At 58.9% G+C, this 14,928-nt stretch carries 13 protein-coding genes; 7 read left to right on the top strand and 6 right to left on the bottom strand.

Annotation, left to right across the window (positions count from 1 at the left end; genetic code table 11):
• Positions 1-98 precede the first annotated feature (98 nt).
• From M5B42_RS14185 to M5B42_RS14160, 6 genes are all read right to left on the bottom strand, one after another.
• Entirely contained in the window at positions 99-1,226 is a 1,128-nt protein-coding gene (locus M5B42_RS14185) for an STY4528 family pathogenicity island replication protein (protein ID WP_248746203.1), read from the bottom strand.
• A gap of 3 nt (positions 1,227-1,229) precedes the next feature.
• On the bottom strand, positions 1,230-1,790 hold the full coding sequence (locus tag M5B42_RS14180; RefSeq protein WP_248746202.1) for a DUF2857 domain-containing protein: 561 nt from the start codon (positions 1,788-1,790) through the stop codon (positions 1,230-1,232).
• Positions 1,787-3,136, bottom strand: coding sequence for a ParB family protein (locus tag M5B42_RS14175; RefSeq protein WP_349292779.1), 1,350 nt, complete (start codon positions 3,134-3,136; stop codon positions 1,787-1,789). The genes M5B42_RS14180 and M5B42_RS14175 overlap by 4 nt, the downstream gene beginning before the upstream one ends.
• 10 nt (positions 3,137-3,146) lie before the next feature.
• A complete protein-coding gene (locus tag M5B42_RS14170) occupies positions 3,147-4,004 on the bottom strand; it encodes a ParA family protein (protein WP_248746201.1) in 858 nt (285 codons plus the stop codon).
• A 12-nt stretch (positions 4,005-4,016) separates the two neighbouring features.
• Entirely contained in the window at positions 4,017-4,238 is a 222-nt protein-coding gene (locus M5B42_RS14165) for an AlpA family transcriptional regulator (RefSeq protein ID WP_248746200.1), read from the bottom strand.
• A 113-nt stretch (positions 4,239-4,351) separates the two neighbouring features.
• Entirely contained in the window at positions 4,352-5,083 is a 732-nt protein-coding gene (locus tag M5B42_RS14160) for a hypothetical protein (RefSeq protein WP_248746199.1), read from the bottom strand.
• A gap of 434 nt (positions 5,084-5,517) precedes the next feature.
• Between M5B42_RS14160 and M5B42_RS14155 the strand changes: the two genes are divergently transcribed.
• From M5B42_RS14155 to M5B42_RS14125, 7 genes are all read left to right on the top strand, one after another.
• On the top strand, positions 5,518-5,712 hold the full coding sequence (locus M5B42_RS14155; protein WP_248746198.1) for a hypothetical protein: 195 nt from the start codon (positions 5,518-5,520) through the stop codon (positions 5,710-5,712).
• A gap of 1,146 nt (positions 5,713-6,858) precedes the next feature.
• Positions 6,859-8,631, top strand: coding sequence for a thiamine pyrophosphate-binding protein (locus tag M5B42_RS14150; RefSeq protein WP_178129845.1), 1,773 nt, complete (start codon positions 6,859-6,861; stop codon positions 8,629-8,631).
• Between the two features lie 16 nt (positions 8,632-8,647).
• A complete protein-coding gene (locus M5B42_RS14145; RefSeq protein ID WP_152739511.1) occupies positions 8,648-9,595 on the top strand; it encodes a sugar ABC transporter permease in 948 nt (315 codons plus the stop codon).
• Between the two features lie 40 nt (positions 9,596-9,635).
• Positions 9,636-10,487 carry a carbohydrate ABC transporter permease gene (locus M5B42_RS14140; protein WP_218586081.1) on the top strand — a complete coding sequence of 284 codons (852 nt, stop codon included), beginning with the start codon at positions 9,636-9,638 and terminating at the stop codon, positions 10,485-10,487.
• Between the two features lie 6 nt (positions 10,488-10,493).
• Complete coding sequence (ugpC, locus tag M5B42_RS14135; protein ID WP_152739510.1) at positions 10,494-11,597, top strand: sn-glycerol-3-phosphate ABC transporter ATP-binding protein UgpC; 1,104 nt, start codon at positions 10,494-10,496, stop codon at positions 11,595-11,597.
• 162 nt (positions 11,598-11,759) lie between these two features.
• Positions 11,760-13,055, top strand: a complete 1,296-nt coding sequence (locus tag M5B42_RS14130) for an ABC transporter substrate-binding protein (protein WP_248746197.1) — start codon at positions 11,760-11,762, stop codon at positions 13,053-13,055.
• A gap of 107 nt (positions 13,056-13,162) precedes the next feature.
• Positions 13,163-14,827 carry a GMC family oxidoreductase N-terminal domain-containing protein gene (locus tag M5B42_RS14125; RefSeq protein ID WP_152739508.1) on the top strand — a complete coding sequence of 555 codons (1,665 nt, stop codon included), beginning with the start codon at positions 13,163-13,165 and terminating at the stop codon, positions 14,825-14,827.
• The last annotated feature ends 101 nt before the right edge of the window (positions 14,828-14,928 follow it).

Genomic DNA, 14,928 nt, shown 5'->3' with positions numbered 1-14,928 from the left:
TCGCCCCGTTTGCAGAGGCTGTGAATGGGGGCAGACCGGTATGGATTTATGCCAGTGGCATAATCCTTTGGCAGAGCTCCAAGGCGTCTGAGCACGGGTCAGCGAATACCGAGCAGCTGGCGCAACTCCGCCAGATGCTGCTGGGCCACGGCGCGCTGTGCTTCGTCCTGCATAGGCGGAAGTGCTGAGGGCGCTGTCGCAGGTTGGGCGCGCGCAGCCCAACGATGAAAATCACCACGCAGGGCTTTCTGCACAATGCCGAACAGATACGCCGCGGGACGCTGGATACCACCGGCCTCGCAGCGAATGGCCCACTCGTCCAGCACGGCTTGGCGCAGAGTCGGATCGACACGCTGTAAGGTGGCCAATGCGGCACTCTGTTCCTCCGGTCGCAGGTTGGCAAAGCGGGGTGGCGGGCGCAGCGGATTGCTGTCGCTTACGCGCGGTATACAAAAGCTTTTACTGATACCTAGTACAGTACTGGAGACCTGCTTCGGATTCCGAAGTCTGGCGGATTCATTGGCTTTGCGTCCTGCTTCGGAATCCGAAGCAGGTGAGGGGATTTCGGATTCCGAAGTAGGTGTGCCTTCGGAATCCGAAGCAGGTCCCACTTCGGATTCCGAAATCAGGGGCGGCTCGGGTGACGTGAAAGCACTGGCGTCACCCAGGCAGTGCGCCAGTCGTTGCAGACGTTCGGTCTGCTGTTGTGTGGCCAGGAGCGGATCCTCCGCCAGTTCCTGCAAAGCCTGGTAGGCGACCCGCTGCAGCGCTTTGCTGGCGTGGACCAGTGACTGACTCACCAACTCCAGGTAATCGGCATCCAGGTGCAAGGCTTCGCTGGGTGACAAGGGCTCGTCGTGCAGGACATACATGTTGCCCTGCCATTGGCCTGCGTTCCCGGGCTGTCGCCGGCGTACCAGGCTGAGCCAGCGACTCAGGCGCAACAAGGTCAGTGCCCGGGCGACGGTTTCGCAGGAGGCCTGTGCCGCGCAGGGGCTGGTCGCCAGGTACGGGCGCAGATGTTCGTAGGTGGGAAGGGTGGTTATGCCGTCGCCCTGGAGCAGCAGACGGATGACTTGCCAGGTATTGCGCTCCAGTGGTGTCAGACGGCGATCAAGCAACAGTTTGCGCGGGACACTGTCATGGGGATTGCCGCTGTAGACAAAACCATCGTCGGGCAGCCGCTTGACTGAGGGGCCGACGGGGGATGCAGGATGCTGACCCATGGCTCATACCAGATCTTGATCAACCCAGCTTTGAATTGCCGCCCATACCACCGAGAGTGGTATCGCCATGTCTTCGGCCACTTCCAGGGCCAGCTGCAACATCGCGGCTTCGTCGCTGACTTCGACCGCTCGCTGATCGCGTAGCGGCTTCCAACGATGCCACAGTTCGACATCCTGGGCCTCGTCCAGCGTCGGATGACGACCTCTGCGCTTGGGCAGGCCGAGCACGTCACGGCGCATGGCGACCTCCTGATGGGTCAACCCGTGGTAGCGGCTCATCATCTCGGTGCTGGCGCCGGCGCGGAGCAGCCGGTCGATGGTGGCCACTTCTTCGGTGACCGCGTTGGCCTGAGTCAAAATCCGTTGCACCACCGCGCTGTTGACCTTGACCGTGCACCAGCTGACCTGGGCATTGATCAACACACTGAGCAGCTCAGGACGTTTGAGCGCCGCCAGTTGTTGTTCAGTAAATCCGAGGGCCAGACAGCGTCGGAGTTGTCCGTTGCGCAGGTCCTGCAGCGCTTGGGCAATGACGGCCTGGTTCAGTGCCTGCGGACTGTTCATGGGCTGGAGTCCGGCGGGTTATCGAGAGGCAGTAGACGCATCAGTTTGATCAGCCGAAACAGTTGATTCAGTGTTTCATCGCTCAGTCGTTCAAAGGGGACCGCGTGGCCACCACAGAACAGGGAGCCCAGATCGGCTGCCGGTTTCGTGTTGGTAGGAGTGTTCCCTGTCAGCGTCTGAAGCAGCAACAGCAGCGCTTGCCCGCGGGGTGTCAGACTCTCCGGATTGGCGCAGTGGCAGGCAAAGCCATATCCCGAGAGCTGCACCAGCACTTCAATGTCTGGTGCTGTCTCGGCGGTGATGGTTCGGGCCAGTTCGGCGATTCGGCTGCGCAATTGTTCGGCGCTGGCAGTCTTCGAAGACGATGTGCCGACGGCGAACACGGATGCAGTGGGGCGTGGGCCGGACTCGGGGAGTGGTAGCGGTACCTCCGGCTCCAGCAACTGGCCCAACAGATTGCGATGCAGGTCCGACTCTCCCATTTCCAGAGCCAGCTCGTCGTAGTCCAGCGTCAGTTGTTGCGCCAGGTCGCCGATCAACTCATCACGCACTCGTTCGATGGAAAGCGGTATTTCGTCGCTATCGAAGCGGGTCAGACTTTCCTGGAACACGGGAGCGAATTCGGCGTCGGATGCATGTCGTTCCCAGGCGCGCTGGGCAGCTTTATGTAGGCTGAGGAGCTTTTCGATTTGAGGGCGTCCGAGGCCCGCGTGCAGTTGCCCGGGAATGGCGGGCAGCAAATGCTCCAGGGTGGCCCGCATACGGCTGATGGACGGCTGGGTTACCGGATACCCGTCCTCGGTCAGACGGGTAGCCAACTCGCTTTGATTCAGCGAATGCCCGCATTCCTGCTCGTACAGCTGACGGGCCTGATCCACTGCCTGACTGCGTTCGATATAGGTCAGGTTGCTGCGCAATTCGTTCTCGGCCAGGTGACCAGTCAGCGCGAGAATTTCACCCCGCGCTGTCCAGGGACGGAACAGGCATAGCAGGTTATGGAAGCGTTCTTCACCGGTCTCAAGCCATAGCTCGTTGAGAATTGCCAAGCGTGTATTGCCACCGTTGCGGATGATGAAGTGTTCTTCACCGGGCCGGCGCGTGATGTTCGGCGGCTGATCCAGCCCGCGCTGGCGAATCGAGGCCTTGATGGCGTCGTACTGAGGGTTGGGTGAGCGCCGCGGATTGAGGTGGTACGGCTGGATCTGCTCCAGAGGCACCTGCATCGGTGTATCCACCAGGGGATCGCTGATGACCTGCGCCGCTGGAGTGTCACGGACGAAGGGCGGACTCAATAGTTGCGCCGTCATGCTGCTGAGGGTGTCGGCGACGGGCTCGGTCGTCTTCATCCGCTGGAGTTCACTCGCCATGACGATGTCCTCCCATCGCTCGCCTGTTGACCGTGGCGAAGCGCTCTTGCCAGGCAGGAAACAGCTCGCTGGCAAGTGCGCGCATCGTCTCCAGGGCGGCGGGTGCCAGGCGGCGAGAGGGTTTACGAGGTTCGACCTGATGCACCGGCAGTCGTCGGGTGGCGGCACGTGGATAAGCATCGATCGCCGGGATAGTGGTATCCAACACCTGAACGCTGTTGCTCTGACCAAACGCCTGGCGCAAGGCTTGGTGGATGAGTAGAGCGTCGATCGATATGGGATGAACACGATTGATCAATAGGCGCATGGGAGGAGGCTGAATCCCCAGATGGCGATAAGGCGCCAGATCATCCAGTAGCTGCAAGGTCCCCCGACGCAACTCACGGGCGGCGAGGATCTCCGGCGTGACAGGCGACAACACTAGATCCGAGGCCAGCATTGCCATCTCCAGCAACACACTGCGGGCGCCCTGAGTGTCGATCAGCAGCAGATCGTAGTACGGCTGGAATGTGGGTAGCAGATTACGCAGGCGCAAACGCCCATCCGGTGCGTGCAATAGCAAGGTTCCCAGCTGTCCCAAGGGATCGTTGGAGAGGATCAGATCCAGTCGATGCACGCTGGTATGGGAAATCAGGCGGCCCAGGTTTTGTTCGTTCATCGCCAGCAGTTCGTAGGTGCCGATCGGCGCCTGGTGGTTCAGAGCGAAGTAGCTGGACAGGGTAGGTTGCACATCCAGATCCAGCAGCAATACCCGCAAGCCGGCATCAGCAACAAAGCCTCCAAGGTTGGCGGCGGTGGTGGTTTTGCCGACACCGCCCTTGGTTGAAATCAGGGAAACAACCTGCATGATCGGCTCCCGTCAGCTCCGCTCGGCGCAGCGGTCGGCGATCCATTGTTCGATCTCTCGTGAGTCCCATCCGACGGCACGCTTGCCCAGGGGAATGGTTTTTGGAAAACGGTCAGCGCGCATCAACGCGTAGATGTGCGCACGCTTGAGTCCCGTCTTGTGTTCGACCTCATCACGACGCAGGACGCGGTGTTCGAAGGGATCGGTGGTGGTAGACGTAGGAAGGGCAGTCATTAGGATCACTCCTGAAAGCTTGGAAAGAGTGATAGGTATTCAATAGCGCCTGAGTCATCTGCCACCACCGCATCTGCGGCCTACAGGACCGCAGTTGCGGTTCGGGCTGATGGCTAGGCGGCTAGACTTCTACGGGCAGCGGCGAAGTATTTTTGCATCGTACGTTCGGAGATACCGAGTCGCCCCTGATGGTGGGCGATGATCAGGTCCATGATCGCACTGTCGCTTTCATAACTGGTGAAGGGTTTGCCTGTGGGCGAGCTGCCGCGCAGGGCAGTCAACAGGCCTCCGATGATATTCAACAGGGTGGATCTGCCGCGATCGCTCAGGTTGTCGGGTGGTGACTTTTTCTGCAGATCGATGACCTGCCGCGTGAGCGTTGCATTCTGCTCTTTCAGGGCCATGTAGTCTGAGGTGCATTCGTTCAAGCGCAGCGTCAGGTTGTTATGCTCGTTGATCAAGTCTTTAACTGCCTCCCGACTTAGCCCGCGGCACTCTGGTGGGCTGAACAGGAATCTGGGCCGGTCTTCTGGATAGAATTTTTCCATCCATGCCCTGAGATCGACATGACGTATCGTGAGACCAGGATCGTCGAGGAGGGCAGGGTTGGCGCAAGTAATGCCGGCTTTTCCATAAGGAAGGTCACCATTGAGCAGTGCATCGAAAATTTGATCGGTCTTGAGCAGTAAGCCGGGCCAGCGTGGGAAGTCGTCTGGCGTTGGTCGTGGTCGGCCGTTTAGGCGTTGCAGGATTTGTTCTTCAAAACGATGCAAGTTGCTCAAGCGGATGGCTGCTTCGATGGGACGATAATAGACCTTGGCGAATAATGTAGATGGAGTACGCATAACGGTTACCTTGTTGATGTCTCAGGTCATGAAATGGAGTCCTCACTGGGGCGGCCGTTCAGGGCAAGTGCGACGGGCGAGCGTTGTCAGCCGCTGGGGTTATGATCCGACGAATTGGTTGGGCGTGGTCGGTGAAATAGGGAACACTCCCGCCACAATTTTCTTCGGTTTCTGAAAAGGCGCAGTGGTGCGGAAGCTCTAAACAGGGCGTTTGTAGGTGTGTTTGTAGCTTGTGAACCCTTTTGAATCGACATGAACACTTACAATTTTTGAGCTCAACCTGCGGCGACTCCAGATGGTTTCCAGATCTTTGTTGGCTGTCCTGATCTTTGCTGATCAGCCGAGGCATTACTTCGGGTCAGGGCGAACGCGTGGTGGAGAAAAACCAGGCATCGCCGATACACTTCTGCCCAGATTATCCGAGCTCGTTTCTGATGAACCTCACTGACGCCGTCCTCATCCTGCTGCTGGCCGCCCGTATCCATGGCACGGACGACGCTGTGCGGGCATCGGCGAAGAGTTGCGTGAAGAAGCTGCCACGCGCAAAGCGTGACCTGATTTACAACGTGATCAACAGCCGAAGCCCGATGGAGCTGGTGGCGTTGATAGCCGAGAATCTGGACGACTGAAACTCCAGGACGTCGATACCTTGATCCTCTTTTATGGACCATCCTGAACGATCAGCGGGCTGCTCCAACCTGATCGCTACTCAGCAATGATCATTATGCGTGTGCTCCCAGTGTGCTCTCATCCATCACCTTGGGTCGTTGGCCGCAGACGGCATTGAGGCAATCCTGATGGGGCGGGGTGATGGTGAACTGAGTCTCTGAAACGCGAGGGTGTAGAGCGCTATGCCGTCGGCGATCAGTCGATGAGCCAGTCGTTCCTGTTCCTGATCACGGAAGGCCACGCATCGGGCGCCGTCCAGACAGAGCCTCGCGGCAACACGGAAATGCGCTGCCGCTTCCTGAGGCTTGAGGGACGCCAGTCTGATCAGGTCGTGGGGTGGAAGGCGGGACAGTAGTGAGCGATCAATCATGGAGGGGAGCTCCGTGATCAAGGTGCAGCAAGGTCTGACGTAGTGGGCGGTGCCCGTGCGTAAAAGGGGGGTAGGCCATTATCCTTATCTCCTCAGACGGGTTAAGGAACTGCCATCCACCGTTGCGACACGGACAAAGGGTGGCAGACCGTACGAGGGTCGCAAACCGGCGTCTGAGGAAACCGGCCAGACCGAAGCCTGCCCCGCACGGTCCGCCATAGAAATACGCTAGCCGAACGCTAAAAGCGCCAGCTAGAGAACTATGGCGCGAAACCGCGCCTCAGACACACATCAGGTTGCGACACCCGACCACAGGATTGACTGTGGCGCGACTAGGCTAGCGGTAGGGTTGCAAATCTAGTAGTCAGACCTGACCTATGCAATCCATGTATGTGTCTGGTTGTTTCGTAGGTTTTTTCTTGGCGGCTTGGTCAATGATTTCATCCATTCATAGATGAGATAGCCCCCCCTGTGAGAGGCGACAAGCTGGCATCGGTGAGTTCCGAGAAAATACTTAATGTCGTGTCCGGGAACAGTTGGCCCCAACAATACAACTGGATGTTTGTCGGGGGCCTCAGTCAGTGATGCGCCAGATATGCGTCAAAGTGCGTCGCTTTTCGCGACCCTGCGAAATTGAGTGCCAGGTACCTGAAGCGAATACTCGAGCCCAACGGCAAGCCAGTCGACCATGAGCCTTTCATCATCGGCTGCAGCCTTCGTCTGATTGGAGTTCACTGTGAAGCTCACCGGCGGCCAAATCGTAGCGAAAGCCCTCAAGGCACATGGCGTGCACTACGTCGCGGGCATCCCAGGATACGGTTCGTGGGCGATGGTCGATGCATTACTAGCACCGGGGACGGAAATTCCGTTTATTCAGGTGATGCAGGAGCAAAGCGCGGTCCATATGGCCGATGGTTACTTTCGAGCCTGCGGCCGGCCAATGGCAGCATTGTTGCCAACGGCGATCGGTGTCTCCAAGGCGCTCGGCAGCATAGCCACGGCCTTTGCAGATTCGACGGCCGTACTGGTCATAAGTGGTGGGCAGCTATCTCATCTGCCACAGTCTCTCTCGGCAGATACTTCCGTTCGGAGCCCCCATAGCGGCCATTCGCTTGGTGTAATCAAGGCTCAGCTACAAGCATCGACCATCGGAAACCTGCCGGCGCTCATGTATCAAGCGTTCAATACCATGCTCAGTGGGCGTCCTGGCCCGGTGAGTGTCGAGGTGCCGATCGCGATTCAGGTGGCGAGTGCACAGGTCTGTTTCGATCCCCCAAACACCCGCATGCCTACCGGTCGAATCGCCGCGCAAAAAGGCCAGATCAAGCGCGCCTTGCAATTGTTGGTCAAGGCCCGGCGCCCGGTGATTCTTGCTGGCGGTGGGGTGATCGCGGCCGAGGCCTCTCAGGAACTGACGGCACTGGCCGAGCGCCTCTTTGCGCCAGTGGTCACCACCACCAACGGCAAGGGCGCCATTGCTGAGGATCACCAGCTCAGCGCCGGCCCGATCGGCCAATCGGGCAGCCCATGTGCCAATCAGTTGCTGGCTACGGCAGATGTGGTATTGGCGGTGGGCAGTCGATTGGCCAATACCCTGCAAGAAGGTTGGGAGGGCGGGGTGGTGTCGGCATTGGCCCATGTTCAGTTGATTCAGGTTGACGTGGATGCTCATGAAATCGGTCGCAACCATCGGGTGGAAGTGGGTATCACGGCCGATGCGTGCAATGTGCTGGCGGACCTGTTGGCAGAGCTTTCCCCGCAGCAGTGCCAAGGTTTCTCCCAGGCCCGTACAACGTACTTGGAAGAATTAGGCGCCCTACGTGAGGTCTGGGAAGCCCGCTTGGGGCTGGACCGCAACAACGATGCGTCACCTTTTATTGTGCAGCGCCCGCTGGCCGAGTTGCGCCGAGTGCTTGAGCGCGACGCAATCGTGGTGGTCGGTGCCGGCAGTGTCCAGATCGCCGTGAGGCAAATGTTTGCGGTGTATATGCCGCGTAGCCACCTGTGCTCCGGCAGCTTCGGCTCCTTGGGCTGGGCTGTGCCCGCGGCCATCGGTGCGAAGCTGGCCATGCCGGCACGTCAGGTGGTTTGCGTAGTGGGGGACGGTGATTTCTTGCAGTCCATGCAGGAGATGGCCGTGTGTGTGATGCACACCATTCCTGTGGTGTTTGTGGTGTTCAACAATAGTGGCTACGTATCACTTAGAGACGGTCAGGCCGAGGTCTTCGGCCGTCACCTGGGCAGTGAGTTCAACCTGCCGGATGGTAAACCCTATTCTCCGGATTTCGCCGAAGTGGCCAAGCATTTTGGTCTTGAGGCTTGGCGAGTCGAGCATGCCTCCCAGTTGCAACCGGCCTTACAAAAAGCTGTGAATAGCAAGGGCCCGGCACTAGTAGAAATCATGACAACAAGAGGCAGCGCAGGGGCGGTCCATCAGGGCGGCCTGCATTTTCCTGCGCCTGTGTATGACGGTGAGTCGGCCGGTGCCGGTAGCACCGCGAGTCGATAAAACTGACTGGTTTTGTATGAGGATAATCATCGTGAGCACAAAAACAATAACACCGCCTGACCCGGCAGCTTCTCCACCCAAACCGAAGCGTTTTCGCTTGAGTCCAGCAGCGCTGACAATCACCCCTACCTTCATCCTGGTCGCGATCAGCGTCTACGGCTTCATCGGTTGGTCGACGGTGATTTCGTTCACCGATTCCAAGTTCTTCCCCAAGTATGACTTTGTGGGGCTGACCCAGTATTACCGGCTGTGGGAGTCTGACCGCTGGAACACCGCAGTGATCAATCTGGTGCTGTTCTCCGTGGGGTTTTCAGTGATTTCGCTGTTGCTGGGCTTGATCATCGCGATCTTCCTGGACCAGAAAGTACGTGCCGAAGGCGCGTTGCGAATGATCTATCTCTACCCCATGGCCATCTCTCTGATCGTGACCGGTATCGCCTGGAAATGGATTCTCAACCCTGGCACCGGCATCGAGCATCTGCTCAAGGGCTGGGGCTTCGAGAATGCCAGTTTTAACTGGCTGGTCGATCCGAACATGGCGGTTTATACACTGGTCATTGCGGCGGTGTGGCAAACGGCGGGCTTCGTCATGGCGATCTTCCTGGCCGGGTTGCGAGGGGTGGATGCGGAGATCGTCAAGGCGGCGCAGTTGGAGGGAGCGGGGGCCTTCCGGATCTACACCCAGATCATTATTCCGATGCTGCGCAATTCGATGTTTTCCGCGATCGTGATCCTGGTCTATCAGGCCGTGCGCTCGTTCGACCTGGTTGTGGCCTTGACCAATGGCGGGCCTGGCTACTCCAGCGATCTGCCGACCACCTTCATGTACAACTCCACCTTTCTGCGCGGGCAGATGGCACAGGGCTCGGCGAGCGCCGTAATGATCCTGCTGGTTGTTGTCGCTATCGTCGTGCCTTACCTGTATGGGGAGTTCAAACGTGAACACAATGACAACCATCACTGAACGCGCCACTGGCATTGATACTCGAGCCTTGCGTCGCAACATGATCGCCCTGGTACGGCGCCTGGCCTTGTATGTCGCGCTCATTGGCTTCGCGGCGTTCTTCCTAATGCCGTTGGTGGTCATGGTGTTTGCCTCGTTCAAGGACATGAGCGCGATTGCACACACCTCGATCCTGTCGTTCCCCACTCACCCCACGGTCCAACCTTGGGTCGATGCCTGGTCCAGAGCCTGTGTGGGCACCAGTTGCGTCGGTTTGCGCGGGTTCTACTGGAACACCATTCTGATGGTTGTTCCGGCCGTGGTGATCTCCTCTCTGATTGGCGCGGTAAATGGCTATGCCTTGTCGAAATTCCATTTTCGCGGAGCCAATCTGGTGTATGGACTGATTCTGTTCGGCACCTTCGCCCCTTATCAGGTGATGCTGATCCCGATCGCCAAGATGCTCGCATTGTTCGGTCTGTCCAACGGTATCGGCGGTCTGATTCTGCTGCACACCCTCTATGGCTTGCCGATGACCACGATGTTCTTCCGCAACTATTTCATGACGGTTCCGCAGGATTTGATCAAGGCCGCGCAGGTCGATGGCGCGGGATTCTGGACGACGTTCCTGCTGATCATCCTACCCATGTCCACGCCGATGATCGTGGTCACGGTGATCTGGCAGTTCACCGGGATCTGGAACGACTTTCTGTTCGGCGTCTCCTTCACCAGTGGCTCCAGCACGCCGATCATGGTCGCGCTCAACAATTTGGTCAGCACCAGTGCCGGCGAGCGGCCCTACAACATCCATATGGCGGGTGCGCTGCTGTCGGCGCTGCCGACCTTGGTCGTATACGTCCTGGCGGGCAAATATTTCGTGCGCGGTCTGATGGCCGGCGCGGTCAAGGGGTAAGCACAAATGGCATCTTTGAACATTCGCAATGTAGAAAAACACTACGGTGAGTTGAGGACGCTCAAGGGCGTCAACATCGACGTGGACGATGGCGAGTTCCTGGTGTTGCTCGGGCCTTCTGGCTGCGGCAAATCAACCTTGCTCAGTGCGATTGCCGGGCTTGCGCCGGTGAGCAGTGGGCAGATCGTGATCGATGGCGTGGTGGTCAATGACATCGAATCGGCTGAGCGTGACATCGCCATGGTGTTCCAGTCCTATGCTCTGTATCCGACGATGACAGTGCGCCGCAATCTCACCTTTGGCATGCGTGTACGGGGTGCCTCGCGCCAGCAGCAGGACGAGGCGGTCAAGCGGGTCGCCGGTATTCTGCAACTCGATCAGTTGCTCGACCGCAAACCGTCGCAACTCTCCGGCGGTCAGCGCCAGCGGGTGGCGATGGGCCGGGCCATGGTCCGTCAGCCGAAGATTTTCCTGTTCGACGAACCCTTGTCGAACCTGGATGCCAAGCTGCGCACCGACATGCGCGCCGAGATCAAGAAACTTCACCAACGGGAAAAGACCACCACGGTCTACGTCACCCATGACCAGATCGAAGCCATGACCCTGGCGACCAAAATTGTGGTGATGCAGGGCGGTGAAGTTCAACAGATCGGTTCGCCGCAGACCATTTACGAGCACCCGGAGAACCTCTTTGTGGCGCGCTTCATCGGCTCCCCGGCGATGAACTGCATCAGCGGCACGCTCAAGCTCGAAGGCGCTGATGCGGTGTTCGTGGGCGGTGCCCAAGCCTCCGCTGGCATGCGTGTCAACCTGGGTGAGATCAGCGCAGGTTACCGGCCGTATGTAGGGAAGAACGTCGTGCTGGGCGTGAGGCCTGAATGGCTGGCTCACTCAGCAGACATCACCTCGCCTGAGTTGATTCAGGCCGTTGTCGATGTAGTAGAGCCCACCGGCTCCGACAACTTCGTGATTCTGCTGGCCTGCGGTGAAACCCTGATGGCACGGTTCGCCCCGGGAGTCGGAGAGACCGGACAGCGGGTTGGCCTGGCGGTCGATTTGAGCAAGGCGCTGCTGTTCGACGCCGCTACCGAGCAGCGCATCGCCCGGTAGCGTTGAACACCATAACTGACTGAAGAACACCCCTCACACCGTTCTACCTGGACCGGTTGCGAGAGCCTGTACCCGCTGTTTGCAAGACGGGCGCGACAGCACCTTTGCAAAAACTGCCTCGAAAAGGCGGTATCTCCCACCCCGCAATAGAAGAGAAACGTTATGAAAAGCAATAAAAACGTTCGGAGCACAGGGCAATTGGGTTTCAAATGTGGCGCGCTCAGTGCCGTCGCATTGGCTGTGCTGTTGGGTTCAGGCATGGCATCGGCAGAGCAGAAGGAAGTCGAGGTGGTTCACCCCTGGTCCTCTGCGGGGGAGGCGTACGCCCTGGATGCCCTCAAGGATGCTGTGAAAAAGGCCGGCATTAGCTGGAAGGACTCGGCCATCGCCGGCAACGATGGCAATAATCAGCAGCAGGCCCTGCAAGCACGCCTGTCCGCAGGGACGGCCCCAGACGTGACGCAAACGGTGCCGAACCTGATGCATGCCTATGTCGACCAAGGCGTACTGACCAACCTCGATGAGTACGCCAAGGAGCAGAACTGGGATGCCAAGCTCTCGCCGGAAATGCGCAAATGGGCAATGTATAAGGGGGCCTACTACGCCATCCCGTTGGATGAGCATCGTGAAAACATGATGTGGGCCAACAAGGCGTTGCTGGCCAAGTACGGCGGCAAGTTGCCCGAGAACTGGGACCAGTTCAATGCCATCGCCGAACGGATGCAAAAGGACGGGGTCATCCCGGTGGCGTTGGGCGGGGAAGACTGGCAGGAAGGTCAGATGTTCAGCTCGGTGATCCTTGGCATCGCTGGCAAGGACTTTTACACCAAGGCGATTCTTGAGCACGATCCGGTGGCCATCAAGAGCGACACGATGATCAAGGTCTTCGATCAGTTCCGCAAGGTCATCAACTTCACGGACAAGAACCGTATCGGCCGCGACTGGAATGCCGCCACGCAAATGGTCATTGACGGAAAGGCCGGTTTTCAGTTTATCGGTGACTTTGCTAAAGGCGAGTTTTTGCGGGCCAACATGAAGCCGGGTGAAGACTTCTTGTGTGCCGCGTCTCCAGGCAATGGCCGTGCGTTTGTATTTATTACCGACCAGTTGGCTTTCTTCAAGCAAAGCAGTGCCGAGCACCAGCAGATCCAGAAAACCTTTGCCAGCCTGGTACTCGATCCTACAGTGCAGGTCGAGTTCAACGCCCGCAAGGGCTCCATTCCAACCGTCGTCGATGTGCCGGCCGACAAGTTCGACAGCTGTGCCCAGATCAACCTGGCCGACCGCAAGGCCAATCAGACCGATGGCGGGATGTTGCCCTCGTTTGTCGAGAACATTGGTCAGGACCGCGATGTGCGCGGAGTGTTCCTGGACGTGATCACGCACTTTGCCAATACCCCTGCCATGACCTCGCGGCAGGCGGCTGACCGCCTCGTCGCCGATCTGAAAAACATCTAGGTAACTGCTGGCTGGGCGGACTTGAGTCGTCCAGCCAGCGGTCTGCCCCGACGGCATCCATCAGGCACCACGCTGGCGCGTGGCGGCATCACGAAGGGAATGGCACGATGTTTAGCGCAACCTGCGTCATTGTCGGTGGGGGAACCACCGGCTGTATCCTGGCTGCAAAGCTGTCGAAAAACCCAGAGGTCTCGGTGGTGCTGCTCGAAGAAGGGCCACGCGATTCCAACCCCTACATTCGTTTTCCCGGCACCTACTACAAGACATGCCAGGGGCCGCTACTCAAGCGTTACCCATGGGATTCGCCAGCCGAGTTCGGCCGTGCCCCTGGGGATACGATGATTCAGGCCTGTGTGCTGGGGGGAGGAAGCTCCGTCAACGGCATGGTCTACGCCCGTGGCAACCCCAAGGACTATGACGAATGGGCGCAGTCGGGCGCGACGGGCTGGGCATACGACGATGTGTTGCCCTATTACGTCCGCTCCGAAGACAACTCCGATTTCTGCAATGAGGCCCACGGTGTCGGCGGGCCCCTCGGTGTGTCGTTCAACGGTAACGTCCACCCCCTGACACGCAAATGGCTGCAGGCATGTCAGCAGGCTGGTTTTCCCTTCAACCCTGACTTCAACTCGGGTACGCCGGACGGTTGCGGGTACTATCAGATTGCAAGTAGCAATGGCCGACGCTCAAGCTCTGCCAGTGCCTACCTGCACCCGGTTATGCAGCGCAAGAATCTAAAAGTCATTACCGGCGCCAGGGCCACTCGCATTCTCATTGAGCATGGCCGTGCGACGGGCGTGGAGTACCTGCAGGGTGGCGTGGGCTTCACGGTCGCGGCAGACAGTGAGGTCATTGTGTCTGCGGGTACGATCAACTCGCCGAAACTGTTGATGTTGTCGGGTGTCGGTGCGGCGGATGAACTGACCTCGCTGGGTTTGCCGGTACACGCCGACCTGCCTGGGGTAGGGCGCAATCTGCAGGACCACCTGGAGATGTCGCTGGTTTACCAGTTGAAGGGCGTCGACAGCTACGACAAGTTCAAGAAACCCCAATGGAAAGCCTGGGCAGCGCTGCAATACCTGGTCGCGCGCAGTGGGCCGATTGCGTCGAACCTCATCGAAGGCGGTCTGTTTGCACGAGGTTCGAACACGAATCGGCCAGCAGACTTGCAGTACTTTTTTATTGTCGGTGCCGGCATCGAGGAGGGCACTGACAGTGTCCCGGGCGGGACCGGCTGCACCCTCAATTTCGAACATGTACGGCCTCGCTCTCGGGGGCACGTTTCGCTGCGCAGTGCAGACCCCGGCGAGTTCCCGCGAATCATGCCCAACTACATGGCCGAACAGTACGACGTCGACCGGTTGTCCGAGGGCTACCTGATTGGGCAGGACATCATGTCCCAGCCTGCCTTCAGCCAGTACGTGGCTCGCCAGCACTACCCCGGCGTGACCTTCAGCGACCGGGCTGCGCTGGCCGCCTACTTGCGTCGCAATGCACGCGCTGCATTGCACCCGGTGGGCACCTGCAAGATGGGCACCGACGCGATGAGCGTGGTAGACCCGCAGCTGCGCGTCGTGGGGATCGAAAACCTGCGGGTGGCGGATGCCTCAATCATGCCCAACATCGTGTCAGGCAACACCAACGCGGCCTGCACCATGATCGGTGAGCGGGCGGCAGACATCATTCTCGGCGTTGCGGCGCTGGCACCGCGACTCCCATCGCAACAGCTGCGTGGTCTTGGCGCCGAACCTGCGTCGAAGTGCGTCACATAGGCCCGGCTTGCGAAATTGAGTACTGAAGACCCCATACCGATACTCGCTACATCAGACGCTTCGCCCAGTTCTTGCGCAGTGACGCTGTGAATATGGTGGGC

The organism is Pseudomonas sp. MWU12-2037, from assembly GCF_023242345.1.
In the GTDB taxonomy this organism is placed as follows: Bacteria; Pseudomonadota; Gammaproteobacteria; order Pseudomonadales; family Pseudomonadaceae; genus Aquipseudomonas; species Aquipseudomonas gingeri_D.
Note: the sequence above shows the minus strand (reverse complement) of the source record. Positions and strands in the feature narration are given on the sequence as shown.